Genomic DNA, 25,212 nt, shown 5'->3' on the forward strand with positions numbered 1-25,212 from the left:
AAGGAACCCATGCCCGATTCGTCCATTAACTCGGATTCAGGTTTCAAGCATCTGTCCGTAATGGCAGATGCCGTGTCGCAGCCTGTCGCTGCTTTGTCTGCAGAGCTGCTCGATGGCGGGTTGATGATTGATGCCACCCTTGGCGGCGGCGGCCACAGTGCTCTGTTGCTGGAACGTCATCCAGATCTCCGTCTGATCGGTTTGGACCAAGACCCCACGGCTCGTGCGGCGGCGGCTGAGCGACTGGCGCTATTTGGAGATCGCGTCAAGATCGTGGCGACTAATTTTGTCGATTTCAGCCCTGCTGAGCCGGCAGTGGTGGTGATGGCTGATTTGGGAGTGAGCAGTCCCCAACTGGATGTGGCGAAAAGGGGTTTTAGCTTTCGCCTCGATGGTCCGCTTGACATGCGCATGAACCCCCAGGTGGGCGAAACGGCGGCTGAGCTGATTGGGCGTCTCGAAGAAACCGAGCTGGCAGATCTCATCTATGCCTATGGCGAGGAGCGCTTGTCCCGTCGCATCGCCCGGCGCATTAAGCAAGATCTGGCAGAGCAAGGACCCTATGCCGGCACCGCCGCTTTGGCTTATGCGGTGGCTGGTTGCTATCCGCCTAAGGCCCGTCGTGGTCGTATCCATCCAGCCACCCGCACTTTTCAGGCTCTGCGTATTGCTGTGAATGATGAATTGGATGCCTTAGATCGCTTCTTGCAAAAGGCCCCTGACTGGTTAGTACCAGGTGGTTTGCTCGCAGTGATCAGCTTTCATTCCCTTGAAGACCGTCGCGTCAAGACCGCTTTCTTGCGTGATCAGCGCCTGGAGCGGCTAACCCGCAAGCCTTTGGTGGCCAGCGAGATGGAGATCGCTGCCAATCCACGCAGCCGTAGTGCAAAGTGTCGGTTCGCTCGCCGTTTGCCTCAAGCGATGACTGCCGATGCCCGCTGATCCAATCTGGTGGTGGGCTTTTGGAGTGCAACTGCTAGCTCTGCCTGGAGCATTGTTGCCGGTGTTACCGAGTTTGTTGTGGTTGCCACTCGGTGCTGGGTTATGGGTTTGGCATGTGGGCTGGAGTGCAGGTTGGCTCAGCCTTGGTTTGGCCTGCATTGTTTTTTTACTTGGCCTTATTGCTGACCTGTTAGCGGTAGCTCTTGCTTCTGCTCGTTTACGAGCAAGCCGCTGGGCAGTTTTGGGTGCTGGATTGGGGCTGCTGCTTGGCTTGGTGGGTCTGTTGCCGGCTTTGCCTTTTGGAGGCCCATTGCTAGGGGCTCTCTTTGGACCTTGGCTGGGTGCTGCTTTGGTGGAAACGTTGACGGCGAGTCAACCTCCGTTAGCACTTGGATGGTTGCTTGCAGCTCGTCGTGGTGCGCTGGTCGGGCTGGCAGTGGTTGCTGGCTTATTGGTGAGCCGAGTAGCCCAATTCGTTTTGGCGTTACTCGGCATCGCTGGTTTTTTGCTGCTCAGTTGGGCTTAAGCAGGCCAGTGTTGTCTGTGCTGCCGAACAACTGACGGTAGGCCGCAGTTGAGATGCAAACCATGGCAGGAACCATCACGAAGAGGCCTCCATAGTGGAAGGTGGCGGCGATGGCATGGATCACAGCTTCCACGATCAGCAGCCAGAGCACGATCCACCAGGAAGGGTTGATCACATCGATACCAGAACTCAATGCATTGGCTGAGTTCTTGCTGCCAAGCAGGCTGTTTTGAACGAGGAACTGTTGGGTTACCAGGAACCAGATTGCAAAGATTGCTAGGGCAATGCTTGGAATCCAGATCAGGGCTTGATTGATCTGGCCTAGCCCCAGGCCTATTAGGTAGGCAATCACCGAGGCAACAGCGACCACGACGATATAAAGAATCAATGAGCCCAGTAGCCGCCAGCTGGAGGTTTGATCCCAACGTGTAAAGACGGTGAAGTCAGGTTTTTGACCATTGAGTGCTGTCCAAGCGCCTCGGATTAGTCCCACAATTCCCCATAGAACCACGATTATGTAACCGATCAGGCCAACGACCAGCAGTAGATAACCCAGTACTGGATGTAGACCTCCAGTATTTAATCCTGCAACTTCTTTGACAGCGGCGATGCGTGCACCACCAAGTACCGCAATGCCGATGAAGGGGAGCGTGACCACCCCCACCAGGATTTGGAAAAGCAAAAAACTCCAGGGAGCTTTACAGAAGGCGTTCCAGCCGTCCTCGACGGCTTTGAGCACCTGAAGGCTGGAGCCGGTTGGAGTAGTTGCCACCGTCTTAGTTACAGATACTTCTGAAAAGTAGCCGCAGTAACAGTTTTGCTCAGGATTTTGTGAAACTGCGACATCGATTGTGAGGCAGTTGTTGCTATCTAGCTCTCAGGTCGGTCACGACATTGCTAATCGACTCCACAGCCTGGGTGATCTCTTCGCTTGAGGTGTTGCGACCCAAGCTCAGTCGAAGCGAGGCTTCCGCCTCAGCTGATGTGCGTCCTAAGGCCATCAGCACATGGGATGGGGCTCCTTGGCTGCAGGCAGAGCCGCTGCTGCAAGCAATGAGCGGTCGCAATTGTTGATGCAGGCTGCTGCCGCGCACGCCTGGAATTGTGATGTTGAGATTGTGAGGCAGCCTGTGCTCTAGCGATCCATTGAGGATGAGATTGGGGAGGCGTTCTCGTAAACCATCCCAGAGTTGATTACGCAGCGTGCAGAGCTTGTCTTGGCGGCTGGTGATGTCCTCCATGGCTAGTTCTACGGCTTTAGCGAGGCCCACAATTAATGGCACGGGTAGTGTCCCAGGCCTTAGGCCCTGCTCTTGGCCCCCACCCCACTGCAAGGGTTTGATTGGCACTTCAGGACGTACGACGAGTGCGCCGATCCCTTTAGGGCCGTAAAGCTTGTGGCCGCTGATGCTGACCAGATCGAGCCCGAGAGCATCTGCATCGAGATGGATATGACCAAAGGCTTGTGCGGCATCGCTATGCAGAACCACATCACGCTGACGGCAAAGCTCTGACAGCTCTGCTAGGGGTTGGATGACACCCGTTTCATTGTTGGCGACCATCACGCTCACGAGCAGCGTGTCGTTTTCAAATGCCTCAGCCAGTTGCTCCGGTCGCAGTAGACCATCAGCCCGTGGTTGTAGTTCGGTTAGTCGGAAACCTTCCTTTTGCAATTGGCGCAGCGGATCGAGTACGGCATGGTGTTCAGCAACCAGCGTGATCAGGTGGCCTGGTGCTCCGCGTTGTTCTGCTCTTGCCCTGGCATGGCCCACTAGCGCCAGGTTATTAGCTTCTGTGGCACCGCTCGTAAAGATCACGCGTTGCGGTGTGACGCGCAGATGGCAGGCCAGTTGCTCTCGAGCGAGGCTCACTGCGGCTGCGGCCTTCAATCCAGAGCGATGTTGGCGGCTTGAGGCATTTCCCCAGTCCTCGCTCCAGTAGGCGGCCATGGCCTTGACAACCTCGGCAGCACAGGGTGTGGTTGCCTGATAATCCAAGCAAAGGGGGGATTGTTTTAGGGATCCACTGGAAAGGCTTGGCAGCATGGTGGAAAGTTCCGTTGCTCTGTCGCGCATGCGTCGTTCTTTCAGGATCGTTGGTCTGAGCCTCACGGCCTTGTTTTTGTTATGCCTCCGCCCTTCACAGGCTATTGAGCCTCAGGAGGTTATTGAGCAGATGAAGAAGAGTCGGCCTGCCAATTTGGTGGTGTTAATTAAGCGCCCTGATGTTGGTGGCGATTATCTCTTGGGGATGTATGCGCTCAAGACGGACAAGTTTGATCAGGATCTGCGCCGCTTCAAACTTTGGCAGGAGTGGTCATATGACCTCAACGTTCACACGGAGTCAGTGAGCTGCAGCCTCGAAGAACCTCTACGGATCACCCGAGATAGCAGAGCGGTGTATGTGCGCCGTCTTAATCCAGGGGGGATTGTGAACCCAGCGAATCGGGAGGATCATCTTGTGTGGTGGGCGGCTTGTGTCCCAGAGCTGGCCGGCAAAGATCCAACCAATCTGAAAGATAAGGCTCTATCACTCGGTTATTCAACCGTGTTAGTTGAATCCCAAGAAGTCTTGGTCGGACCAGTCCGTTGAGGTCCCTATCGCTTCAGGACTGTTGGGGCGATCGCTTCTAGATTTTTGCAGCTTGCAATCCTGTTGGCCCATGAGTGAGACCCTTCCCCAGAATGTCGAGGCTGCCCCGTCTCCGCGGTTACTACTGGTTGATGATGAACCCGGACTGCGCACTGCGGTGCAGGCTTATCTGGAGGATGAAGGATTTGAGGTCACCACTGCTGTCGATGGAGACGATGGCTGGCAGAAGGCTCAAGAGATGCTGCCTGATTTGGTCATCAGCGATGTGATGATGCCGCGTTGTGATGGCTATGGACTGCTTAAGCGGATGCGGGAGGACGAGCGCTTGGGTGGCACTCCTGTGATTTTTCTCACGGCTAAGGGGATGACGGCCGATCGCACCGAGGGTTATCTGGCTGGGGTGGATGACTACATCCCTAAACCCTTTGACCCTGAGGAGTTGGTGGCTCGTGTCCGCAACGTGGTTCGTCGGCAAGATCGTCTTCTTCGGGAAGCAGCTCGTTTCGCGGATACTGATGTGGGTCAGATGGCCCGCCAGATCACAGAGATTCGCTCCATGCTTGCCCATGGTGATGGCAGTTCATCCAAGGATGTAGCGCTTCACAATTTCACGCCGCGGGAAGCGAGTGTTCTGCAATTGGTGGCTGAGGGGTTGATGAATAAAGAGATCGCTCGGCAGTTGGAGACATCAATTCGCAATGTTGAGAAGTACGTGAGTCGTCTGTTCATCAAAACGGGCACGTCAAGTCGCACTGAGTTGGTTCGTTATGCCTTGGAAAACCAGTTGGTGACATGACCATTGGCAGGCTGTAATGGCGTGTCTGATGCGGATTGGCTCTCAGCCAGCTTCAATCATGGCTGGACCTACAGCCAACGCATTGCTGCTGTGGATGCTGGTCGAGGGTTGGTGGAGTTGCTTGCGGTCTATTACACCCACTCGAGTCGCGATGTATGGCAACAGCGTTTGCAGGCTGGGCAGATTCGGTTGAATGGCGAGCTGGTGCGATTGGATCAGCTGCTCGCCTCAGGTGATCAGGTGTGTTGGCAGCGCCCTCCATGGCTGGAAGCTGCGGTTCCGGCGAGCTGGGAGGTGATTTTTGATGATGGCGATCTGCTGGTCGTCAATAAGCCTTCAGGGTTGCCGGTGATCCCAGGTGGGGGGTTCCTTGATCACACGCTGACGGGGCTGCTGCAACGTCGTTGTCAGCTGGATGGGGAGTCTCGGCTGCCAAGGCCGGTGCATCGGCTGGGACGGTTCACATCGGGACTGTTGATCTGCGCTAGGCAAAGGGAGACTCGAGCGAAACTCTCAGCGATGTTTCGTCGTGCCACTGCCGGTGATCAAGGCTGCAAGAAGATTTATCGCGCTTTGGCGCACCGCAATCTGAATGTCCATTGCGATGAGGTTGCCACGATCAGGGTCCCGATTGTGCAGACGGCTCACCCCATGGTGGGCAAGGTTTGGGTTGCTGCTGATTCATCCCGGCAACATGATTCAAAGCAGTCTGAATCTCGTGTTCTTACAGCCTTGTCAACTGTGCGATTGCTGGAGCGACGTCAGGATGCAGATTTGCTTGAGGTAGCAATTCAAACTGGGCGTCCGCATCAAATCCGAATCCATCTGGCAGCGATTGGTTCGCCTTTGATTGGCGACCCTCTCTACGGCTTTGATGGGCAGATTTCATCAGCAGCAACACCAGGTGATGGTGGTTATTGTCTTCATGCTCACAGGCTTCTGGATGTGCCCTACCGCAAACGTCTGCATGGCTTCACAGCCTGCTCGCCGCGGCGCCTCCAGATGAAGACGGAAAGATGAGCGGCGCCTATTTCACTGGTTAGGGTGATCGTTGAATCCCCAAGAGCTCGTGACTTGTTGATGTTGAAGCGTGGGTTGCTGATTGCATGCTCTTTGATGGGAATTGCAGGTTGCTCTTTGAATTCTGTGCGCCAGCATCAAGTGTTGCAGCCTGAAAGATTGGACCTGCAATTATTAGTCTGCAAAATAAAATCTACGTTTTTCTCTGATGCAAACCAGGACGGGCAAATTTCAGTTGGAGATCATATGACGTATGTTTTTAATGTTTCTGAGGATGCTGCTTGTGCTCAGTCGCAATCAACCTTTTATGCTGTTGAGCAGATTGTGATGAGCCAGGCTTTGGGGCATGATCGGCAGCAGACTTTTGTGACCCATTTTCAGGGAACTTTTAGGTTGAAGAAAGGGAATCTTCAGTTGCGAGGCCTGGGTTCTCTTGGTTTAAGCGCTAGCAAGTGGAAAGCTATTAATCAATCCGGTTCTATTGATCTTGTTCTTGCAAATATCTTTCCTGAGAGCGATAGGCTTTCAGTTATTGGCGAGGGTGGTTCTTATACTGGGCTGGTGGGGACCGCATTTGTCAAGCCTGGAGATGCAGTCGCAGTTGATATTAACTTGTTCAGCCAATTCAAGCTTGATTGAGTTTAGTAGATATTGTCTTTCCTTATTGCTTTTGCGAGGAGATTTGACTGTGATTTTAAATTTTCTTGAACTCAATTAGTCGTGAAAAGTAGAATGGAGCCTGATTGAGTTTGCTGCGGATGGGTTCGAATCCGCAGCCCCTTGCGGCTTTGATGATGCCGTCTTCGCGAAGGGTATACGCGCGAGTGGTTTTACTAGGCCCTGGGAACAGCTGGCCAATGCGTTTGAGTAGCGCTAGTAGAGGGGTGTAAGGGGCAAAGCTCACTAGCAAACTTTCTTGTGTGAGTCCGCATAGGTGACGGACCATCTCTTCAGCTGCCTGTTGGGGGTAGTGGATGAAGACATCCAGGCAGATCACGGTGTGAAAGCAACCCTGCAGGCTTTCGAGGTCGGAGGTTGTGAAGGTTAGTCGGCTTAGATCCAACTTTGCATCTGCAGCGCGGCGTTTGGTTTCGGCCACCATGGCGGCGGAAATGTCACTTGCGGCAATTGATCCAGCCCCCATTGCGGCCAGAGGAAGGCTGAGGCTTCCTACCCCGCAGCCGGCGTCGCAGAAACTCATGGCACTCAGATCACCGCGTTCCTGAAGCCAGGCGAGCACATCATCCACCGTTTTTTGATGGCCGATGCGGATGTTGCGCTGCACTTTATTGACATCATCACTTTCGCTGTAGATGCGATTCCAGCGATCAAACCCTGTTCCGTTGAAGTAGTTGGCCACTTCAGTTTTTTCGGCCTGTTTGAGCTCTTGGCGCTGTTCCATGGCCATTGAGTTGGGTTCAGACGATCGGGATCTTAAGCAGCATGCTTCCAGATCAGCTCTTCAGTATCCGGTTTCCACTGCCAGCGGAGTAAGTCTGTTAAGGGCTGATTCACAAGTAGCTCATGCAGTGTGCGGCCATGGCCCATCACCTGACGAGGGGCCATGGTGGCAGCCCAGATGGCCGCGGCAGGTTCACCACTCCAAGTGGCTAAACGTCGACTCCCTTCCAGGAGCGGCAATGTGACTCCTGCGAGAGTGCCATCTTCCAAACGACAGGTTCCTTTTTCGACCAGCAGAACTCTTTCATCCCAGCGATACTTGCCATCTTTGAGGCCGTAGGGAGCGAGACTATCGCTCACAAGTACTAGCTGTTGTGGTGCCAGTCTTTGCAATAGCACCGCCATGGTGGGGTCAACATGAACTCCATCGGCGATTAGTCCCATAGCGATCTCTCCATGCATGCAGGCTTCCCCCACCGGGCCAGCTGCACGATGGTGAAGACCGGGCATGGCATTGAAGGAGTGGGTCAGCATTCCCACTCCCTGGGAGAAGGCATCGGCAGATGCTTCCCCATCTGCGTTCGAGTGCCCTAGGCATATCACGATGCCTAGGGTCCTGAGTCGTTCAATCACTTCAGAGGATCCGGGCAGTTCTGGAGCCAGGGTCATCAGACTGATGTCTTGTTCAAAGCCGCGAATGCGTTCATCCAGTGCCCTTAGGCTCGGAGCACAGAGATGCTCCAGGGGATGGGCGCCGTGGCGTGCCGTTGCCAGAAAAGGGCCTTCAAGGTGGGCCCCCAGCAGTTCACAGCGTTGCGGGCAGTGTTGTGCTCGGGCTGCATGCAGCACCGTTAAAGATTGACGCAGGGCTGCTACGCCGCAGCTCACAAGCGTGGGGCAGATTGCCTGTACACCGTCTTGCCAGAGTTTGTCGAGCAGCTTCAGGAGCTGGGGAATGTCTTTGGCGGTGAGCTCAGGGAAGGCCAATCCCAGCCCTCCATTGATTTGTAGATCGATGCCCATGGGGCTGATCCAGTCGCCCTGCCAGCTCTCCCCGTCCATGGCAGAGCCATCTGCCATGGGTTGAACACTGAGCACCCGCTCGTGTTCATCTAAGGCCATCCACCACAGCTTGGTGTCCACGGCTTTGTTGAGAGGTTCGGGCAGGCGGATGTGGGTGATCCGATGCATGGGAGGTGGCCAGGCGGTGCTAGTGCGGGACCATGGCATTGTCGTCATTATTCATCGTGACCTCTGCTTCTCTGCCTGTGCCTTTGGCAGCTGCTGAATCGCCGCCGCAGGTGGCTGTGGTGATGGGTAGTGATTCTGATTTACCAACCCTGCAACCGGCTGTCACCGTCTTAGAGGAGTTCGGTGTGAAGGTGGAGGTGCGTGTGCTTTCTGCGCACCGTACGCCCCTGGAGATGGTGGCCTTTGCAAAGGAAGCTCATCAGAGAGGTTTGAAGGTGATCGTGGCAGGTGCCGGCGGTGCTGCTCATTTGCCGGGCATGGTGGCGTCACTCACCACGCTGCCAGTGATTGGAGTACCTGTGCAGAGCAGGGCTCTTTCCGGGGTGGATTCCTTGCATTCGATTGTGCAGATGCCTGGGGGAATCCCTGTGGCAACAGTGGCGATTGGTGGAGGGCTTAATGCTGGCTTGCTTGCGGCTCAGATCCTGGCGATCTGCGATCCAAAGCTTGCAGCGCGGTTGAGGGCCTACCGCCAGGATCTTCACGATGCTGTGGTAGCCAAGGATGCTCGCTTGTTGGAGCTTGGCAGTGAGGCTTATTTGGGGCAGATGTGAAGGTCTTGTTGGAACCTCGCAACTCCACTCAAGCCACAGGTAAGGTCCCGGCTTGATGCTTGTTTATGAGTTTTGATGCTGCGTAATCCTTTCACCCGCCTCTTGGTTGTTGCTATTTTCCCGGCATTAATCGTCTACATTGTTGTGCTGTCTCTCTCGGCAGCTGCGGGTATTCAACCTGGAAAAGTTTTAACGGATCTAATGCAGACATGCGACTTCCCAGTTGCTGTTGGCATGCTTTCTAATTTTGGATTTTTGCTTTGGGCTGCAGCGGCAGCCATAAGCCTTTTTGTTTCCCTCTCTGGGCTAGCAATAAAGCGTGATTGGTGTCAGCTGTTGCTAGTGGGTGGCATTTTTTCCACTATTCTTTGTCTCGATGATTTATTTTTACTGCATGATCGTCATATAGGCCCTGATTTTCTATATACCTCCTATGCCATTTTGGCCCTATTCATCTTGTTACGCTTTCGCAAATTAGTCATCCAGGCTGATGGTGTGGCATTCCTGGCGGCGGCCATGCTTCTGGGCCTCTCGATAGTCAGCGATAAGGTTCAGGATCTATTGCCCATTGGCTACGCCACGGTGCAGTTGTTTGAAGAGGGCTTTAAGTTTGTTGGGATTGCTTGCTGGCTTGCATTTTGGTGGCAGGCTTCTTTGCGAGGAGCCACGCTTCAGGCTAGCGACTGACCTGCTGAGGATCTCAACGAGCGCTTTGGATTAGCCCTCGCGGAACAATATCGCTTGAAGAGAAGGCTAAACTTAATGAGCGGGGGCATTGCATTCTTTCACCATCTCCTGGTTGTTAGAAAAAACTTCATGGTAATACTTGGATAGTAGTAATTGCTTTAGGGTTTGATCATTCGGAGGCCGCATTAGGCGTAAATATTAAAGAAATAATCATATTGTTCTCAATTGCGAGGAGGGTTTTGATTGCTGATCGCCCGGAATTCGTAAGGCGTTGATAGTATTAAATCATTAATTATTAGAGGTAAATTAGATAGCCTAATGGAGTGGCTGCAAGCCAATCCATTAGGCTCCAGGAAGCATGTTCTGGTATCCCTAGAAGGATTACAAGCCAACGAAGGGTGTTCGGATGCATATCAGAACAAAGCCAATTCTGCATTTTGATGAAGTACGAATCGATAGATGTTGGCATAAGCAAATGAATGGAGGAATATTGATTAACATTAATCAGATCCGTTTGGGCCCAAACCAATACGATTAGTAAAGTGCTTAGATACCAGAATGATAGCCAGCGACCATAGTCGGTTCCGAGGATAAATAGGGGTGCAATGGCGATAATTTGGATCGAGGCCACCATTAGAGCAAAGCGGCGTAATTGAAAGCGATCAAAATTAATATTGGCCATGGCACTATGGCCAAATCCTGCCAAGAGTAGACGTAATCCAGCCATGGCCGTTATCAGCCAAGCCAGGGGCACCCAAATCGGACCCGCAAAGCTTTTGAAGATTGTATAGGTTTTGGCAAATTGAGTACCAGGGACCCTGGCTAGGGCCTTAATTGCTCCATCGGGTGATCCACTGATTAGCTTGTCTGACGGCCCCATTAGATCGGCAAGTGCGACCCACGAACTATGGATGGCATGGGCAATCTCACTATTGCCACGTGCGTGCAGAACTAAGGAAAATATTGCCAAAGTAGGGAGCAAGAATAGAAAGGCCCTTATTAAACCTTTCCAAAAAATAAATACATGGCAATTTCTATCTTGCGCGATCAAATAACCTGCTATTAGAATTAATATTGGTAGTGCAACAAAACCATATATTTCCTGGCTAAGGATGCCCATAATTGAGATTGTATTGATCATGATTAGAGCTGGAATTGTCGACCATCGACGAGACCACCAGGCCCTAAGAATTAATAGACAAGCAAGCAAAAGAATTAGTACAGTAAAATCCTTTCGGATCAAATTGCCAGTTGTTAATGGCCCTAGAAGCCCTACTGATGAAAGAATGACCAGTGGATGCAACAACAGCTCTCTACGCCAGCAGAGAAAGACCGCTAAAATTGCGAAGAATAAAAGAGATATAGCTAAAACAAGATTTTCAGGATTAATTCCTGTGAGAATTGTTAGATGATAAATGCCGGAGCCAGGCAGCCCTCGGCGTACAAAGCCTCCTGAGTAGTTTATAAGCCATTCCCCAACAGTCCAAGAATCGTTGTAGCTATTATTTTCACTAATATTGCGCAGTATGCCTCGGAGGAATGTAGCGGAAAGCATCAGCATCACAATGCTGTCTGCTGAAGATAATGAGACACCCCAGAAGTGACTCATAAAAAGCTGTAGCCATCCATGTTTTTTCAAATCAATAGAAGCCTCTATTAATTTCTTGATTTTAGCCTTGGCGCTGACCGGTAGGATCAAGCCAGCTTTAAATCACATTGCAAGGCCTACTTATTGGGCATGATAAATGTAATATAGCCGGCATAAAATTTCTGCAAAGGTTGATTTGTTGATGCTACTTCTATTGGGATATCTCTTCTTGAGATCGCTAAATGCTGCCATTCTCTTTTTGTTAATGTGTAGACTGTTTGGTTGATGGGCTTTGTAAGCGCTTGTCATGTGGGCTTGGCAACCACTCTTTTGGCTGAATGTATGTTCTGGCAGGTATGCTTGTGATTCACGATATTGCTTTTGAATCCAATCCTTAGCCGATTGGGGATGATTCAACCGGCAGCATTTGGCTTAAGCAAAATTTCTAAGTATTCTTTGCAAGCCAATATTTGGCTTAGCTGATTTGCTTCAAGATGAATAGTTTTGGACTGTATCTTCTTCGCTATCCCCAGCCGATGACACTACTTGTTGACAACGATCATGTTCGCTAGAGAAGCATTGACTTGTTGGCGCAGAATGATTGCGTCATATACATGCAGATAGTGTCAGGGAGTGTTCTCTAGATTGATGAGAATGATTGGTCTAAAGTCCAGTCCTAATAGCCATGTCTGAAGAGAAGACTTTGCTGGGGTCAAGCTTTTCTCTTGCTTGCTGCCACTCCTCCAGTCGTGGATAAGTTCGGCGAAGGATTGTGGCTGATTGGCGCGAATCTTTCGCTAGGTACAGTCTGCCATTCTCAGCAGCTATGTGTTCATCTAGATGGTCAAGTACCTCAAATAATCCCGGTACCGCTGCAGGAAGATCCACTGCAAGTGTCCATCCCTGCATTGGAAACGACAAGTGGCCTGGGTTGCTAGGACCAAAACGCTTGAGCACAGTCAAAAAGCTCGAAGTGCCAATTTTTCGCAAGGCTTCTAGCGTGTAGAGCACTAAGTGTGAGGCGTTGTCTGGCACAACGAATTGATACTGCAAAAAACCGGCCGGGCCATAGATACGATTCCAGTCCTGCACACCATCAAGAGGGTGGAAATAGGCTCCGATTGTCTGCAATTCACCTAGCCGCTGCTTGGGTGCCTTGCGAAACCAGGCTTCGTTAAAGGCTCGTACGGTGAGCTTGTTGAGTAGCCCTCCAGGGAGAAAAGTCGGTGCTGAGGCCAAGGGCTTGGGGTCGTAAACCAGTGGATCCGCCTGTTGGCTGGTGGGTAGTTGTTCGGCCATGGCATGGTCACCGCAGCTGAGAACTCCGCGGCCCTTTGCATTGAGGCTGTCGATCCAGGCGACGCTGTAACGGTAATTGCTATCAGACGCCACCATCGCAGCCATCAGCTCATCGAGATTGTGATATCGAGCGGTATTGACGCTGATCAAAGAGCTGCTGATTGGGATGAGTGAAAAGGTGGCTTCCACGATGATGCCGGTGAGACCCATCCCACCCACCGTTGCCCAGAACTGTTCGCTTTCATCCACGCTGCTTTTCCCGCTGGGGGTGAGCTCACGCAGCTCGCCTCTGCCATCAACAAGCAACAGCCGTTGGAGATGATTGCCAAAGCTGCCATCAACGTGATGGTTTTTGCCGTGCACATCTGCTGCAATGGCACCGCCAATGGTGACGTTACGAGTGCCAGGGGTGACGGGCAAAAAAAAGCCTGCCGGCACGATTACCCGCAGCAACTGATTCAGACTTACCCCTGCGCCGGCTGTCACAGAGCCTTTGACAAGATCAAGGTTGATTTGATCAAAGGCTCCCATCTCAACCGCAGAGGCACCATCCAGTTGGGCCGCATCACCGTATGAGCGGCCTAGCCCTCTCGCGATCAGTGAGGCCGGGCTTGCCTGACGCACTAGCTCCTGGACTTGTTGGACGCTGGCTGGCTGCACAACCTTTGCCTGCACTGGCATTGTGCGGCCCCAACCGCTGAGGATTTGTGTTTGCGAAGAGAGGGGCAAGGTCACAGCCTTGAAGCAAAGGGCGCAGGCAACAAGCGAATGAACCACATGATCTGTGCCCACCACCAGGGGAGGTATTCGATACCTCTACGGTTGGGGCGTCTCAGTAGATCACGCGCCACCGATTGTGGACTGACGCACAGAACTTTTGGTGCCTTGCCAATCGTCATCGATGTGGCCATAAAGCCAGCCTTGATGGTGCGCACTGCAAAAGGCTTCCTTTGGCAGCGCAGTTGTAGACCCTCGCAGAACGCAGTAAGAGCAGCTTTGGCTGCTCCGTAGTGATAGTTGGAGGGTCTGCCAAGATCAGCTGCAACTGAACTGAACACCCACAACCGCCCCGGGCCAGAAAGCCGCTCAGGAGTAGCAATTGCGGTTAACCATGGCAGTAGACCGCTGTAGTTTGCAGCTGTGATTCGCAAGGCTTCAGTGGCATCGTTGCGCGCTAGTTCGAGATCACCAAGAGAACCCGCAGTGATCAAATACAAGTCATAGTTGCCCACCTGCGGCTTGCAAGGACCATCAAGGGCTACATCAGTCAAAAGATCGGTCTGCTCCTGGGTGACGACTGCGCCATAGTGATTTCTCAGTTGTTCGGCCAGTTGTTCGTTCCCAGCCTGGTTGCGGGCAATCAAATGGAACTGACGACAGCCACATCGAGCCAACTCATGGCAAATTGCCTTGGCTATTTCACTGGTACTTCCGAGCACAAAGGAGCTGCGAATCGGAGTTCTCGCTGCTTGACCCATAGTGTTCATCCTTTCGCAAACTTGCTAGATGAGAAGGCTGGATAAGGCCAGAAAATCCTAATCGCAGCAGCGAGAGCCACGATTGACCAAAGGGTGATAATCCGCCTAAGCACCGCAACCGGCAGGGCCACTGCAGGGCCAATGTCCAGTCTGCTTAAAAGCAAGACTGTGACGGCCTCATTCACTCCAACCCCGCCAGGTAATGATGAAGCTATGCCGATGACACCAGACAGCAAATAAATGCTGATGGCTGTTGGGATGCTGATCGGTGTAGGGCTCAGCAAGTGCACCAGTAACCAAAGCACTAAGGCCTCATTGGCCCACAGCGCCATTGAAATCAATATGGCGGGCCAGATGGCGCGCCCCAGAGCGCCGCTGGGTAGATGATGATGCCAGCTTTTTAAGCGATTGGATAAGAAGCAGCGCAGGGGGCGTAAGGCGGAAAAGAAAACAACAGCCAACACCCCCACAGCTAGCAGTAGTTCAACGATCCAATTCAGGCCTGAAAGATGCACCAGCAATTGATTCGGCGTCAACAGCATCAGCAGAAAAGCCACGGCAGATGCATCAGCGATGCGTTCAACTACAAAGACGTGCACCAGGGGGCTGCGGGGGTAGTTCAGCTGCCTATGGAGCTGCCGAATCCGATTGAGTTCGCCCAACTTGGCGGGGGTTGCCGTGAGGGCAAAGCCACGAAACCAGCCGATCAGATCGGCCCAACTCAGTCGACCGATTCCAATTCGGCCCAGTAATAGCCTCCAGCGCCAATAACGGCCTGCATAGCTGACTACCACGATGCCGTAGAGCACTGGAAGCCACAGCAGCAGCTTGTGGGTCGACGCTACAAGTACTTGGCGCTCAGAAGCTGGCCTCTGCAGCATCGCCGTTAAAGCCACAGCTATGAGTGTCAGGGCAATGAAACTGCTCCATGCTGGTTTCCAGCCTTGACTGGCTTCAGAGTCAGCAGCTGACATCAGCTTCTACGCTCTTGCCATAGCAAGCACAACACTCCCAGACCGGTAGCGAACCAGATAGTCATCAAGCGGATTAGCAGAGTGGCCGGAGTGGCGACGGCAAGAGGTACACCTTGGAGATTCAACAGACCAATGGTGCCTGCCTCGGTGCTGCCAAGTCCACCTGGCAATAGGGAAAGAGCTCCAAGGAGGCCAGCGGCCGTGTGAGCAATTGTTGCTTCATTCCAGTTGATGCCGCCTGCGCCGATGCCTTTAATCAATATCCATAGGCTGAGGCCTTCTAATGACCATGCCACTACCCCAATCATGGTTGCCGTTAGCAAGAGTCGCGGTCGCAACAATTGCCGTAATGCAATCAGACCATCTCCGCTTGCGCTGACAAACTTTTCAGGCAGCAACTTGTTAGCAGTCGACCAAAACAACGATCTCAACCAGCGTCCCCAGCCCAACAGCCAGAACCCGATCACAGCAATTAGCCCCAAGGTGCATAGCAAGACCAAAGGCAGTTTCCAACGCAGCAGCAAGGGCAGATTGAACAACAAAATAAGCAGTACAGAAGTACCGTCAGTGAGGCGCTCTACCGCCAACGCCATCAGAGTCGGGGGTGCCGGGATATTGCAGTTCTGCTTGAGTAGCCAAGAACGAACAGCTTCTCCGCTTTTACCTGGCGTAGCGGTAAAAGCATAGGAACCCATCCAGATCCTGGCATCATCTGCTATGGGTGGTTGCAAAGAGAGAGCCGCCAGTAACAGCCTCCACCTGCCGTAGCGAACCGTATAGCTAACCAGTACAAGCAGCAGCCCCACTGATATCTGTGGCCAAAGGCGCAGAAATAGCGGAAGTAACTTGTCGCCCTGGCTCCAACTCCCCAACAGCCCATAGCTCAGCAGGGTCAGAGCTATCAATGGCAACAAAGCGCCCAGCGAGAAAGCAGGGTAGGGCCTTGGTTCAGTACAAAAGCTGCGGTAGTGGGGGATCGCGGCAGCTTGTAGTAGTTCCCGATCGCCACGACTATCGCCATAGGCTTCAATTGTGAAATGTTTTAGTGGCCCTAAATGGGCTTCCAGGCATCGCACCTTCTCGGAGCCCTTGCAATTAGCACTCACCAATTGCGGTTGCCATAAACCGTCTACTTTTGCTAATTCAGTGCAGAGCAGTTCTACGCCCAAAACATCGGCTAGTGGTTGTAAGAGTAGGCGCGGTGAAGCAGAGCAGAGCAATACTCGATCACCACGCTTCTGATGCCATTGCAATCTCTGAACAGCTTCATCACGTAGTTGACGCTGCAGCATTGGCAGTAACCAATCCTGGCGATCGTTCAATGCAGCCTGATTAACGGCCTCACAGATACGAAAGGCTGCAATGACCTTCTCTTTGCAACGTCCAGTTTTGATGAGCCGTAGTTGCCATGCAATCAGCCAAGGCATACAGATCAGGACTGCCAAGACTGTGCCCAAGGCGCCACGCGATCGTCGGCATGCCATCAGTAGACAATCACCCTGCAAAAGGGTGCCGTCCACATCAAAAACTGCAATCGCCATGATTATGCAGCTGCGTGGTTGACTAACCCGATCAGCAAAGTAGTCAAGACCCAGCCGATCAAGGTGAACTGAATGCCGCGATCATTCAACAGAATCTCCTCAGGCTTTTCGCCATTGAGATCTGGTCTCAATGTGCCACGGCGTTCGACCTCTTCAGGATCACTGAGCAACTGATAGCGGAAAATCCCTACTAGTACGAAGGGTACGGTGAGTAGCATCCAACTGGTTGACGCTCCTTTCAGAGCTGGACCGGCGGCCCAGAGTGAATAAGACATAAAGGAACTAGTTGCCACCAAGCTTTCAAGCCGCAGCAGCAGAGGTAATGAGTAGCGCTTCAATACTGTGCGGGTCGTTACCCCAGCGTTCTTCGTTACGCGAAGTTCGGCCTTGCGCTTTTCAATAGCTAGAAAAAGCGCTAGCAGTCCCACAGTGAGCAGGAACCAGGGGGAAAGGGGTAGGCCAGCAGCAACAGCACCTGCGATGGCCCGCAATAAGAATCCCGATGCGATAGCGAAAAGATCAAGTAACGGTTGGTGCTTCAGCTTTAAGCAGTAGCCGACTTGAATGAGGCCGTATAGCAGCACCACGCCTGCCAACTTTGGAGTAATTACGGCTGCGAAACTGAGGCTGACTACTGTGAGCATCAAGGCTGTTGCTAGGGCTGCAGGCACCGTGACCAGCCCAGAGGCGATGGATCTATATCTTTTGCTGGGGTGAACTCGATCGACCTCGACATCAAGACAGTCATTCAGTAGATAGATCGCGCTAGAGATCAAGCAGAAAGCCACAAGTGCAGCAAGTGCTCGCTGCCAAATCTCAATCTCGAAGCGGAAGGCAAAAAGTGGAGCAGCGAAAACCAACAGATTCTTTGGCCATTGCCGGGGCCGACATGCAGCCAGCGTTGGGGAAAGAGCCAAATTCATTGACTAGACCTTTTAGGTGATTAGCGATGCCGGGATAGAACCAGCGAGATCGTGTTTGTAAGGCAGGCTTTCTACCGCTGAGCCAAACGCCTCTAGAGACAATTCTGCCCTAATGCCTAAGGGTGGCCATGCTCTCCAGATTGCTTTGTCTTGATGATCTTTCCTTAGGGCATGAGCCTTGCGCAATTAGCTCAAGCTGGCTGTTACTGCATCATTACAGCTTTCTTTCTGCGGACGCTTTTGCAAATGAGTCATCCAGGCTGATGGTGTGGCATTCCTGGCGGTGACCTTGCTTCTGGGCCTCTCGATAGTCAGCGATAAGGTTCAGGATCTATTGCCCATTGGCTACGCCACGGTGCAGTTGTTTGAAGAGGGCTTTAAGTTTGTTGGGATTGCTTGCTGGCTTGCATTTTGGTGGCAGGCTTCTTTGCGAGGAGCCAAGCTTCAGCCTAGTGACTGATCTGCTGAGGATCTCAATGAGAGTTCTCTGATGCTTGGGCCATTGGTATTCCCTATCTGGTTGCGGCTCAGTCTGCTTTTGCCACTGTTCGCCCTCAATCTTTGGGTGCTGCGTCAGTTACTAGTGCCTTTGGCTCCGTTCCCAGGGCTGTTTGTCACGGCAGCGCTGATTGCATTTTTGCTAGATATCCCCAGTCGCTGGATTAATCAGCGTCTGGGGTTGCCCCGTTGGCTGGCCATCGGTGTGGTGGCAGTTTTGGCGGTTGGCTTGTTGGTGTTAGCGGGCGTTGCGTTGGTGCCCCGTCTGATTGATCAGCTTGGCCAGCTGATCAATGAATTACCCGGTTGGCTTGTGGCTGCAGAAGGTTGGGTGAGTCGGCTGCAGGAATGGGCTTCGGGTCGGGGATTGCCTAGTGAATTTGGAGACTTCAGTAGTGATCTACTGACACGACTGAGCGGCGTGGCGACTCAGTTGAGTCAGCAATTACTCGGCATTCTTGGAGCCACTCTTGGCATCACCATCAATACGTTGTTGGTGCTTGTCTTGGCAGTGTTTCTTTTGCTGGGGGGTGATCCAATCACTGCTGGGCTGGCTCGTTGGCTGCCAGATCAATGGAGGGAGCTTGTGGTCGATACGATCACGGGCACATTCCGTGGTTATTTTGCCGGGCAGGTTTTGCTTGCGTTGATTCTCAGCGGTGGCCAAATCGCTGTTTTTACGCTGCTAGATATTCCCTTTGGAGTGTTATTTGCGGTCTTAATTGGTTTTACGACGTTGATCCCCTATGCCAGTGCGCTCACGATTGTTGGTGTGAGTGCACTGCTCGCATTACAGGACCCCCGCATGGGTCTAGAGATTCTGGCCGCTGCGATCGCTGTTGGTCAGATTGTGGATCAAGTGATCCAACCGCGCCTGATGGGAAGCATCGTTGGCTTGCAGCCTGCTTGGTTGCTGATTGCCTTGCCGATTGGTGCCAGAACAGGAGCATTATTTGGTTTTGGGCAGCTCTTGGGGTTATTGCTGGCCGTTCCCGTGGCGAGTTGTATTAAGACACTGGTTGATGCTTGGCGGGAATTACCTTTCGATCCAGCAGAGTCTTGAGCACTGTGTCTACACACGCCTCCAGACTTTGCTCGCCGGTATTGATCTTTAGTTCGGGTGACGCAGGGTCTTCATAGGGGCTGGAAATACCGGTGAAATCTTTGATTTCGCCTGCCCTGGCTTTGGCATAAAGCCCTTTGGTGTCTCGCTCTTCGCAAATGCTTAGGTCCGCTGCACAGTGGATTTCGATGAAATCATCAACATCTACAAGCTTGCGGGCTTTGTCACGGTCGGCTCGAAAGGGGGAGACGAAAGCGGTGAGCACGATGACACCGGCATCGAGGAAGAGCTTGGCGACCTCGCCGATGCGGCGAATGTTCTCCTCTCGATCTGAGTCGGAGAAGCCGAGGTCTTTGCAAAGGCTATGGCGAATGTTGTCGCCATCTAAGACATAGGTGGCAAGACCTTGCTCAAACAGTGCCGCATTCACTGCATTGGCAAGGGTGCTTTTGCCAGAACCGGATAGGCCAGTGAACCAGAGGATTGCACTGCGGTGGCCGCGTTGTTGTGCTCGCGATTGACGGTCTACGGAGGCTTCATGCCAGACAATGTTCGTGCCCTTGGGGTTTGTGTCTCCTTGCGGGGCAGAGCTCATGGTCTTGATGTTGATTGGGCTGCCATTCTCCATTCCGCCTAGCTGATCTGTCAGCTCCTTTCAGCCACCAGCTTGTTTGGGACGGAAGCCCTCGCTTTGCAGGAAGTCCATCACCAGGGTCACCTGGTCGCCCTGTAGCTCGAGTAGATCGTCTTTGACTGTTCCGCCGGTGCCAGCGCGGGCCTTAAGGCGCTTGAGCAAAGCCTTGGCTTCTGTAGCGGTGAGTGCCAGCCCAGTGATCTGGGTCACTGTTTTGCCACGTTTGCCTCCGCGTGTGCGTTGCACCCGCACAGCTTGCTGCTCCTTGGGATTGGCTTGGCTGATATCGGGACGCGCTATCGCTCTGGATTGCCCTGAAAAACCACCTGGGTCTGTGAATTCTTGCCAGCCACCTCGGGGCATTGTCTGATCGCCAATGTTGTGAATGTACGGGGGTTGGTGTTTTTGCAGGCCATCTTCGCGGTGATCAGATGCAACTCCGCGATCCGATGGCTGCTGGTGATGCTCTGCTGGATGGTTGCTGCAACAACGATTGCAGCGCTAACGCGACGGCGTTCAGCTTGAGTAGAGAGCGGATTCCCATTGCAGCGGCTGCCAGTCTTTTCGTTGTTGGTCTGGCTTGGGCAGGGCCCATGGGGCGGATGGTTGAGTTGGCTGGCAAAGACTCCCTCTAACTTTGCGGCTTCAAACGAAAGCAATCTTTGCTGCTTGGGGTGATTCTTTCGATTCCTAGGCTGGTGTTGTTCTTGCCTGGCGTACCGGTGACCAGCACTCTGCCCTCTCAGCCCAAAGATGCGGACCTCGCTGTGAGTGCGCGACCTTCTGCCCAGGGGCGTTTCGGCAGATATGGGGGCCAGTACGTGCCCGAAACCTTGATGCCTGCCTTGGCTGAACTGGAGCAAGCAGCTGCGCTGGCATGGAAAGATCCTGCCTTCACCGCTGAGTTGGATCGGTTGCTGCGTCGTTATGTGGGTCGGGCGACGCCGCTTTATGAGGCTGAGCGACTCACAGCTCATTACTGCCGTGCAGACGGAGGCCCCAGGATCTGGCTGAAGCGTGAGGACCTCAATCACACAGGCGCCCACAAAATCAATAACGCTTTGGGTCAGGCTCTGTTGGCCTTACGCATGGGTAAAAAGCGGATCATTGCCGAAACAGGTGCGGGTCAACACGGTGTGGCCACGGCCACGGTGTGTGCCCGTTTTGGCCTTGAGTGTGTTGTTTACATGGGCGCTGAGGACATGCGCCGTCAGGCGTTGAATGTGTTCCGCATGCGTCTGCTTGGAGCCACAGTGCAGCCTGTAACTGCAGGCACGGCCACGTTGAAGGACGCGACGAGTGAGGCGATTCGTGATTGGGTCACCAATGTGGAAACCACCCATTACATCCTTGGTTCGGTGGCTGGTCCTCATCCCTATCCGATGCTTGTTCGCGACTTTCATGCCGTGATCGGTCAGGAGGCCAGGCAGCAGTGTGCTGAGGCCTTTGGTCGCTTGCCTGATGTTCTTTTGGCGTGCGTTGGTGGAGGGTCCAATGCCATGGGTTTGTTTCATCCCTTCGTGCAGGACCGCTCTGTGCGCATGATTGGAGTGGAAGCTGCTGGTGATGGTGTTGAAACTGGTCGTCATGCGGCAACAATCACCGAAGGTCGAGTAGGCGTCTTGCATGGAGCGATGAGTTTGTTGCTTCAGGATGATGAAGGTCAGGTGCAAGAGGCGCATTCGATTAGTGCCGGCCTCGACTACCCAGGAGTGGGTCCAGAGCACAGCTACCTGTGTGAGATTGGTCGGGCGGAGTATGCCGCGGTTAGCGATCAGCAGGCTTTGGATGCCCTGCGCTTGGTGAGTGAACTAGAGGGAATTATTCCTGCCCTGGAGACGGCCCATGCCTTTGCTTGGTTAGAGACGCTTTGCCCCACTCTTGCCGCTGGAACAGAAGTGGTGATCAATTGCTCTGGCCGTGGCGATAAGGATGTCAACACCGTGGCAGAGAAACTTGGTCATCAGCTGTGAGTGATGGCTGCCGGCAGCCTTAAGGCACTCGCGGCTGCATGGTGATGAGCTGCTGCAGTTGATGTGGCCTAGTGGCTGAAACCAAAAATAGCCGAGATCATGAGTGAACTTTTAAGCGTTCAATCCCAGTGCAGCGTTCGATTCGTCTCTCCTTATCGCTCACTGGTGCTGCTGCACTAGCTCTAGCCAACACTCCTATCCAGCCCGTCGCTGCTCAAGAGGATGGCAGTGCAGAAGATCTCGGGGTGATGGAGATCAACCTCAAAGATGCTGTGCGCTTCAACTGGGGTTTTCAAGGTGCACTGCAAGGAGCAGGAACACCCAACCAAGCCGGTATTGGAGCGTTTCTTCCCATTGCCGTTGGCGAGAACAGCGTCTGGTTTCTTGATGTCCTCGCTAACGCTAATTTCGCTGATTACGGCAACTACAGCAGCCTGATCAATACAGAAGTTGCTGGTACAACGATCAGCACCTCGTCAAGGCTTGGCTATCGCTGGCTGAATAGTGATCGATCTTGGATGTATGGGCTGAACGCTGGTTATGACAGCCGCCCGATGAATACAGGTGCTGCTGATACAGGGGTGAATGTCAGCAACAAGCGCAGTGTGTTCTTCCAGCAGCTTGCTTTCAATGCAGAAGCAGTTTCAAACAGCTGGAATTTCAATGCTTATGCCTTAGTTCCTGTTGGTGAGAAAGAAGCTCAACTCAACAGCGTTTATCAAGGGGGTTCGTTGAACACCTATGGGCTTGATGTGGGTTACTTCATCACTCCAGTGGTGAATGCTTCTGTTGGGTATTACTACCAAAACGGAGACCTTGGAACAGCAGATGGTTCTGGCGTGCTCGGACGCTTGGCTTATGAAATGAGCAGTGGAGTCACAGCAGGATTAAATATCTCCTACGACAAGGCATTTGACACCAGAGTTTCAGCTGATATTAAAGTTCGCTTTGGTGGTGCAAGTACAACAGCCCAGCGCAAAGAAGTTCAACAACAACCTGTGATCAATGCATTAACATCAACTCCAAGCAACAGGAGTGTGAGGGTGCACGACCCAATAGCTTCAACAGCGGAAGAATGCTTTTCAACAATAAGCTGCAACGATAGTCCCCAACCAACGTATTTGAATGTGCTGTGAGCAGTGAGCAGTCTGAACCACATAGATTTCTGGCTGGCTTCCGACCCTAACCCCCAAAGCTCCTGCCACCACAGGGGATTTTTATTTCTTCAACCAACACCATAAACCCTTAAATCAGCCTTTGATACCTGGCACCATTGCAATGTAGAAAGCTGCCTTGATGGCTTATTTGGAAGGAACTAATCAGAAATAGTTTTTCGTATTCATAACAAATCTACCCTTGACTTAATTTACTCTAAAGCTATTTATACTCCCTAGCTTAATCACCACAGCTTGAGGATTTGATCACCATCACGGATACCATTTGCTCTTCTGAATCTCACCGCAACTTGATGCCAGTCTTCTGGAATTTGATTAAGACGAATATCAAATGCAAAGGGTAATTTCTGCTGACCTGGTGAGACCCGGTTCTTCCTGCTTTGACTGCTTCTGCCTTTTTCTACCAGTCGTTTCAGCATCCTTGAGCCCCAATGGCACCTAGAGCCACCTTTGCTTTTGTGCCGGTAGTACTGGCAGAACCGTGCATATCGCCTGGAGCAACCTTTCAGGCTTGATGCCAATTGCAGAAAGCTGGGGTGCCACTCACTGATGCCATCACACTCCAATCTTCCGTAATGCCCGTAATTGGAATAGGGGTCATAAAACCCTTTCCTGATTCCTGCTGCCTTTGGATTGGCGTGGATATACCGCAAGGTATTCAGCACTCGTCTGTGATCTTTTGGAGCAATTGCAGTGGCGTAATACCTAGCCTCCCAAAAATGTCCGCAACGACCAGAAAGACGATTAAGTGCCATCGCTGAATACCAGCCAATCCAATGCATCAAGTTCGGCAGCTCACTTGCATCATCAGGTCGTAGAAGCAGATGCAGGTGGTTGGCCATCAGGCACACCGCATACAAGCGATGAGGAACCTTCTGCTTGGCTGTTGCCAGCACAGCTAGCAACACATCCCGTCTGAGCCCTTTTGCAATCAAGAACTGACGGCTATTGCACCTGAGCGTGATATGAAAACTGCAGCCTGCTGGCAGTAAGCGTTTGGCTCGAGCCATGGCCTTGCGGCATCAGAGCTCGATCATCATCAAGGGGTTACCGAGTAACTGATCACGAGAACGAATAACGCAAGGATCAATCAGTGCATGGGTTCCATTGTTCAGCTTTTGTTGAATCGTTTATACCGCCGAAAACCTAGTCGCCGAACATCGGTAGACGTAGTAAAAAAGTTTGCAACTAATAGTTAGCTGTCTCGCTTAGCAGAGCAGCCTTTCAAGGTGATTCGCCACGCTGCTCACGGCTGCCTTGGCTGTGGCATAAGCCATGCGCATCGGGCCAACGAGAGCAACCTGTCCGATGCCTTCCCCGGAGCTGTGATAGGTCGCTTGTACCACAGAACAGGCTTCCAGGGCGCTCTTGGGGTGCTCCGCGCCGATCCACACGCCTCCCAGTTGCTCATTGCCAACTGGCACCACTGCAGCAGGCTGGGTATCCATCAGTTCAAGTAAAGGTTGGAGGCTGGCGCTACTGCTGAATTCTGGCTGCGCAAGCAGCCTTGACATCCCGTGGAACACTGCATCTGATTCAGCCGGTGTTTGAGCTTGGCTGTGGCTGTGAATCGCCTCTCGCAGTAAAGATCCGCTCAGATTGAGCTGCGGTGGCAGGCTCGACCAGTCGAGGCTGCCGTTGCCCGTTGTGGCCAGTTGATCGCGGGTCCACTCCTCGATGGCTTCGAGTTCGTTGCTGGCTTCATGGGGCAGGCGCAGATTGAGATGACTGGCTTGGTTGGAGCTTTCAACCAGCATCACCAGCAGCCGGTCGCCACTGCGCACCAGGCGTACGGCTTGAAGCGTTGGCTTAGGCCGTGCTGGCCTGGTAATCAAGCTCATGAGGCCGGTGAAATCGGTGAGGCGACGGGCCAATTGCCACATCAAGTCATCGAGAGCTGCCCAGCGCAGACTGAGGTTTGTCAGTTCCCGTTCCAGGTGCTGCGCCGCCGATCCAGGAGGCGGCAGCAAGCAGTCCACATAGTGGCGATAGCCCTGCGGGCTCGGAACTCTTCCCGCCGAAGTATGAGGTTGGGTGAGCAGGCCACGCTGTTCAAGGGCCCCCATTGCCGAACGAACCGTTGCGGCGCTCGCTTTGAGGCCAAAGCGTTGCACCAGGGTTTTGCTGCCGACGGGCTCAATCGTGTCCACGTAGTGGTGCACCGTTGCTTGAAGCACCTGCTGTTGTCGTGCCGGTAGCGACTCCAAAGCGGTGACGTCGGGATCTTGATGGTACGGGGGGGCGCCCTTCTTTTGTGCTCTGTCACGAACTCACTAAGCCGGTCTCAGTGTTGGCGC

At 53.0% G+C, this 25,212-nt stretch carries 27 protein-coding genes; 13 read left to right on the forward strand and 14 right to left on the reverse strand.

Features of this window, described 5'->3' with window-relative positions; genetic code table 11:
• Positions 1 to 9: 9 nt before the first annotated feature.
• Positions 10 to 942 (forward strand): 16S rRNA (cytosine(1402)-N(4))-methyltransferase RsmH, encoded by a 933-nt coding sequence (rsmH, locus tag PMIT1303_RS11115; RefSeq protein ID WP_063398755.1) that lies wholly within the window; start codon positions 10 to 12, stop codon positions 940 to 942.
• A complete protein-coding gene (locus PMIT1303_RS11120; protein ID WP_063398756.1) occupies positions 932 to 1,468 on the forward strand; it encodes a DUF456 domain-containing protein in 537 nt (178 codons plus the stop codon). Before rsmH ends, PMIT1303_RS11120 begins: the two co-directional genes overlap by 11 nt.
• Here PMIT1303_RS11120 and PMIT1303_RS11125 read toward each other — a convergent pair.
• Together PMIT1303_RS11125 and PMIT1303_RS11130 are read right to left on the reverse strand one after the other, a co-directional pair.
• Positions 1,455 to 2,240 carry a hypothetical protein gene (locus tag PMIT1303_RS11125; RefSeq protein ID WP_063398757.1) on the reverse strand — a complete coding sequence of 262 codons (786 nt, stop codon included), beginning with the start codon at positions 2,238 to 2,240 and terminating at the stop codon, positions 1,455 to 1,457. The genes PMIT1303_RS11120 and PMIT1303_RS11125 overlap by 14 nt on opposite strands.
• A 94-nt stretch (positions 2,241 to 2,334) precedes the next feature.
• Positions 2,335 to 3,543 (reverse strand): cysteine desulfurase family protein, encoded by a 1,209-nt coding sequence (locus PMIT1303_RS11130; protein WP_231901474.1) that lies wholly within the window; start codon positions 3,541 to 3,543, stop codon positions 2,335 to 2,337.
• Between PMIT1303_RS11130 and PMIT1303_RS11135 the strand changes: the two genes are divergently transcribed.
• The 4 genes from PMIT1303_RS11135 (at position 3,542) to PMIT1303_RS11150 (ending at position 6,515) form a co-directional block, all read left to right on the forward strand.
• Complete coding sequence (locus PMIT1303_RS11135) at positions 3,542 to 4,060, forward strand: hypothetical protein (protein ID WP_231901475.1); 519 nt, start codon at positions 3,542 to 3,544, stop codon at positions 4,058 to 4,060. The two genes, PMIT1303_RS11130 and PMIT1303_RS11135, sit on opposite strands and share 2 nt — an antisense overlap.
• A 70-nt stretch (positions 4,061 to 4,130) precedes the next feature.
• Positions 4,131 to 4,856 carry a response regulator transcription factor gene (locus PMIT1303_RS11140; protein ID WP_063398976.1) on the forward strand — a complete coding sequence of 242 codons (726 nt, stop codon included), beginning with the start codon at positions 4,131 to 4,133 and terminating at the stop codon, positions 4,854 to 4,856.
• A 21-nt stretch (positions 4,857 to 4,877) separates the two neighbouring features.
• Positions 4,878 to 5,876, forward strand: a complete 999-nt coding sequence (locus PMIT1303_RS11145) for an RluA family pseudouridine synthase (RefSeq protein ID WP_231901476.1) — start codon at positions 4,878 to 4,880, stop codon at positions 5,874 to 5,876.
• A 24-nt stretch (positions 5,877 to 5,900) separates the two neighbouring features.
• A complete protein-coding gene (locus PMIT1303_RS11150) occupies positions 5,901 to 6,515 on the forward strand; it encodes a dockerin (RefSeq protein ID WP_231901477.1) in 615 nt (204 codons plus the stop codon).
• A 55-nt stretch (positions 6,516 to 6,570) separates the two neighbouring features.
• On the opposite strand, the gene bchM is transcribed toward PMIT1303_RS11150, so the two are convergent.
• Together bchM and PMIT1303_RS11160 are read right to left on the reverse strand one after the other, a co-directional pair.
• Positions 6,571 to 7,284, reverse strand: coding sequence for a magnesium protoporphyrin IX methyltransferase (bchM, locus tag PMIT1303_RS11155; protein WP_063398761.1), 714 nt, complete (start codon positions 7,282 to 7,284; stop codon positions 6,571 to 6,573).
• A 26-nt stretch (positions 7,285 to 7,310) separates the two neighbouring features.
• Positions 7,311 to 8,516 carry an N-acetylglucosamine-6-phosphate deacetylase gene (locus PMIT1303_RS11160; protein ID WP_231901478.1) on the reverse strand — a complete coding sequence of 402 codons (1,206 nt, stop codon included), beginning with the start codon at positions 8,514 to 8,516 and terminating at the stop codon, positions 7,311 to 7,313.
• Between PMIT1303_RS11160 and purE the strand changes: the two genes are divergently transcribed.
• Positions 8,501 to 9,082, forward strand: coding sequence for a 5-(carboxyamino)imidazole ribonucleotide mutase (gene purE, locus PMIT1303_RS11165; protein ID WP_255359784.1), 582 nt, complete (start codon positions 8,501 to 8,503; stop codon positions 9,080 to 9,082). The genes PMIT1303_RS11160 and purE overlap by 16 nt on opposite strands.
• 75 nt (positions 9,083 to 9,157) lie before the next feature.
• Entirely contained in the window at positions 9,158 to 9,769 is a 612-nt protein-coding gene (locus PMIT1303_RS11170) for a hypothetical protein (RefSeq protein WP_063398762.1), read from the forward strand.
• Between the two features lie 295 nt (positions 9,770 to 10,064).
• On the opposite strand, the gene PMIT1303_RS11175 is transcribed toward PMIT1303_RS11170, so the two are convergent.
• The 6 genes from PMIT1303_RS11175 to PMIT1303_RS11200 all read right to left on the reverse strand — a co-directional run bounded on the left by PMIT1303_RS11175 (position 10,065) and on the right by PMIT1303_RS11200 (position 17,572).
• On the reverse strand, positions 10,065 to 11,468 hold the full coding sequence (locus tag PMIT1303_RS11175; RefSeq protein WP_063398763.1) for a hypothetical protein: 1,404 nt from the start codon (positions 11,466 to 11,468) through the stop codon (positions 10,065 to 10,067).
• 552 nt (positions 11,469 to 12,020) lie between these two features.
• Positions 12,021 to 13,391: an FAD-binding oxidoreductase gene (locus PMIT1303_RS11180; RefSeq protein WP_231901509.1), complete on the reverse strand. Its 1,371-nt coding sequence runs from the start codon at positions 13,389 to 13,391 to the stop codon at positions 12,021 to 12,023.
• On the reverse strand, positions 13,388 to 14,134 hold the full coding sequence (locus PMIT1303_RS11185) for an SDR family NAD(P)-dependent oxidoreductase (RefSeq protein WP_063398764.1): 747 nt from the start codon (positions 14,132 to 14,134) through the stop codon (positions 13,388 to 13,390). The genes PMIT1303_RS11180 and PMIT1303_RS11185 overlap by 4 nt, the downstream gene beginning before the upstream one ends.
• Before the next feature lie 5 nt (positions 14,135 to 14,139).
• The gene (locus PMIT1303_RS11190; RefSeq protein WP_063398765.1) at positions 14,140 to 15,108 is read right to left on the reverse strand and encodes a lysylphosphatidylglycerol synthase transmembrane domain-containing protein; all 969 of its coding nucleotides are present in this window, start codon (positions 15,106 to 15,108) and stop codon (positions 14,140 to 14,142) included.
• Positions 15,108 to 16,649 (reverse strand): flippase-like domain-containing protein, encoded by a 1,542-nt coding sequence (locus PMIT1303_RS11195; protein WP_063398766.1) that lies wholly within the window; start codon positions 16,647 to 16,649, stop codon positions 15,108 to 15,110. The genes PMIT1303_RS11190 and PMIT1303_RS11195 overlap by 1 nt, the downstream gene beginning before the upstream one ends.
• A gap of 2 nt (positions 16,650 to 16,651) precedes the next feature.
• Positions 16,652 to 17,572 carry a decaprenyl-phosphate phosphoribosyltransferase gene (locus PMIT1303_RS11200; RefSeq protein WP_011131396.1) on the reverse strand — a complete coding sequence of 307 codons (921 nt, stop codon included), beginning with the start codon at positions 17,570 to 17,572 and terminating at the stop codon, positions 16,652 to 16,654.
• Positions 17,573 to 17,840: 268 nt separating this feature from the next.
• On the opposite strand from PMIT1303_RS11200, the gene PMIT1303_RS11205 reads away from it, so the two are divergent.
• Together PMIT1303_RS11205 and PMIT1303_RS11210 are read left to right on the forward strand one after the other, a co-directional pair.
• Positions 17,841 to 18,032, forward strand: coding sequence for a hypothetical protein (locus tag PMIT1303_RS11205; protein WP_063398767.1), 192 nt, complete (start codon positions 17,841 to 17,843; stop codon positions 18,030 to 18,032).
• A 30-nt stretch (positions 18,033 to 18,062) separates the two neighbouring features.
• A complete protein-coding gene (locus tag PMIT1303_RS11210) occupies positions 18,063 to 19,133 on the forward strand; it encodes an AI-2E family transporter (protein WP_063398768.1) in 1,071 nt (356 codons plus the stop codon).
• On the opposite strand, the gene cysC is transcribed toward PMIT1303_RS11210, so the two are convergent.
• Positions 19,078 to 19,728, reverse strand: coding sequence for an adenylyl-sulfate kinase (cysC, locus tag PMIT1303_RS11215; protein WP_197459821.1), 651 nt, complete (start codon positions 19,726 to 19,728; stop codon positions 19,078 to 19,080). The two genes, PMIT1303_RS11210 and cysC, sit on opposite strands and share 56 nt — an antisense overlap.
• A 60-nt stretch (positions 19,729 to 19,788) precedes the next feature.
• The gene (locus PMIT1303_RS11220; RefSeq protein WP_011827280.1) at positions 19,789 to 20,130 is read right to left on the reverse strand and encodes a translation initiation factor; all 342 of its coding nucleotides are present in this window, start codon (positions 20,128 to 20,130) and stop codon (positions 19,789 to 19,791) included.
• On the opposite strand from PMIT1303_RS11220, the gene PMIT1303_RS11225 reads away from it, so the two are divergent.
• From PMIT1303_RS11225 to PMIT1303_RS11235, 3 genes are all read left to right on the forward strand, one after another.
• Positions 20,130 to 20,402 (forward strand): hypothetical protein, encoded by a 273-nt coding sequence (locus PMIT1303_RS11225; protein ID WP_063398770.1) that lies wholly within the window; start codon positions 20,130 to 20,132, stop codon positions 20,400 to 20,402. The genes PMIT1303_RS11220 and PMIT1303_RS11225 overlap by 1 nt on opposite strands.
• An 87-nt stretch (positions 20,403 to 20,489) precedes the next feature.
• A complete protein-coding gene (gene trpB, locus PMIT1303_RS11230; RefSeq protein ID WP_063398981.1) occupies positions 20,490 to 21,740 on the forward strand; it encodes a tryptophan synthase subunit beta in 1,251 nt (416 codons plus the stop codon).
• 128 nt (positions 21,741 to 21,868) lie between these two features.
• Positions 21,869 to 22,876, forward strand: a complete 1,008-nt coding sequence (locus PMIT1303_RS11235; RefSeq protein ID WP_231901479.1) for a carbamoyl-phosphate synthase — start codon at positions 21,869 to 21,871, stop codon at positions 22,874 to 22,876.
• A 263-nt stretch (positions 22,877 to 23,139) separates the two neighbouring features.
• On the opposite strand, the gene PMIT1303_RS11240 is transcribed toward PMIT1303_RS11235, so the two are convergent.
• Together PMIT1303_RS11240 and hrcA are read right to left on the reverse strand one after the other, a co-directional pair.
• Positions 23,140 to 23,925, reverse strand: a complete 786-nt coding sequence (locus tag PMIT1303_RS11240) for a transposase (protein ID WP_063398771.1) — start codon at positions 23,923 to 23,925, stop codon at positions 23,140 to 23,142.
• A 198-nt stretch (positions 23,926 to 24,123) separates the two neighbouring features.
• Complete coding sequence (hrcA, locus tag PMIT1303_RS11245) at positions 24,124 to 25,122, reverse strand: heat-inducible transcriptional repressor HrcA (RefSeq protein WP_036911476.1); 999 nt, start codon at positions 25,120 to 25,122, stop codon at positions 24,124 to 24,126.
• Positions 25,123 to 25,212: the final 90 nt, after the last annotated feature.

The sequence above is a fragment of the Prochlorococcus sp. MIT 1303 genome (assembly GCF_001631965.1).
GTDB classification, from domain to species: Bacteria; Cyanobacteriota; Cyanobacteriia; order PCC-6307; family Cyanobiaceae; genus Prochlorococcus; species Prochlorococcus marinus_D.

What these genes read in the sequence shown, in the direction of transcription:
- rsmH (WP_063398755.1), top strand. Translation starts at nt 10, where the DNA reads ATGCCCGATTCGTCCATTAACTCGGATTCAGGTTTCAAGCATCTGTCC.
- PMIT1303_RS11190 (WP_063398765.1), bottom strand. Translation starts at nt 15,108, where the DNA reads ATGTCAGCTGCTGACTCTGAAGCCAGTCAAGGCTGGAAACCAGCATGG.
- PMIT1303_RS11140 (WP_063398976.1), top strand. Translation starts at nt 4,131, where the DNA reads ATGAGTGAGACCCTTCCCCAGAATGTCGAGGCTGCCCCGTCTCCGCGG.
- PMIT1303_RS11120 (WP_063398756.1), top strand. Translation starts at nt 932, where the DNA reads ATGCCCGCTGATCCAATCTGGTGGTGGGCTTTTGGAGTGCAACTGCTA.
- PMIT1303_RS11200 (WP_011131396.1), bottom strand. Translation starts at nt 17,572, where the DNA reads ATGAATTTGGCTCTTTCCCCAACGCTGGCTGCATGTCGGCCCCGGCAA.
- PMIT1303_RS11210 (WP_063398768.1), top strand. Translation starts at nt 18,063, where the DNA reads ATGCTTGGGCCATTGGTATTCCCTATCTGGTTGCGGCTCAGTCTGCTT.
- PMIT1303_RS11240 (WP_063398771.1), bottom strand. Translation starts at nt 23,925, where the DNA reads ATGGCTCGAGCCAAACGCTTACTGCCAGCAGGCTGCAGTTTTCATATC.
- cysC (WP_197459821.1), bottom strand. Translation starts at nt 19,728, where the DNA reads ATGAGCTCTGCCCCGCAAGGAGACACAAACCCCAAGGGCACGAACATT.
- PMIT1303_RS11130 (WP_231901474.1), bottom strand. Translation starts at nt 3,543, where the DNA reads ATGCGCGACAGAGCAACGGAACTTTCCACCATGCTGCCAAGCCTTTCC.
- bchM (WP_063398761.1), bottom strand. Translation starts at nt 7,284, where the DNA reads ATGGCCATGGAACAGCGCCAAGAGCTCAAACAGGCCGAAAAAACTGAA.
- PMIT1303_RS11170 (WP_063398762.1), top strand. Translation starts at nt 9,158, where the DNA reads ATGCTGCGTAATCCTTTCACCCGCCTCTTGGTTGTTGCTATTTTCCCG.
- PMIT1303_RS11135 (WP_231901475.1), top strand. Translation starts at nt 3,542, where the DNA reads ATGCGTCGTTCTTTCAGGATCGTTGGTCTGAGCCTCACGGCCTTGTTT.
- PMIT1303_RS11185 (WP_063398764.1), bottom strand. Translation starts at nt 14,134, where the DNA reads ATGGGTCAAGCAGCGAGAACTCCGATTCGCAGCTCCTTTGTGCTCGGA.
- PMIT1303_RS11160 (WP_231901478.1), bottom strand. Translation starts at nt 8,516, where the DNA reads ATGACGACAATGCCATGGTCCCGCACTAGCACCGCCTGGCCACCTCCC.
- PMIT1303_RS11195 (WP_063398766.1), bottom strand. Translation starts at nt 16,649, where the DNA reads ATGGCGATTGCAGTTTTTGATGTGGACGGCACCCTTTTGCAGGGTGAT.
- purE (WP_255359784.1), top strand. Translation starts at nt 8,501, where the DNA reads ATGGCATTGTCGTCATTATTCATCGTGACCTCTGCTTCTCTGCCTGTG.
- PMIT1303_RS11220 (WP_011827280.1), bottom strand. Translation starts at nt 20,130, where the DNA reads ATGCCCCGAGGTGGCTGGCAAGAATTCACAGACCCAGGTGGTTTTTCA.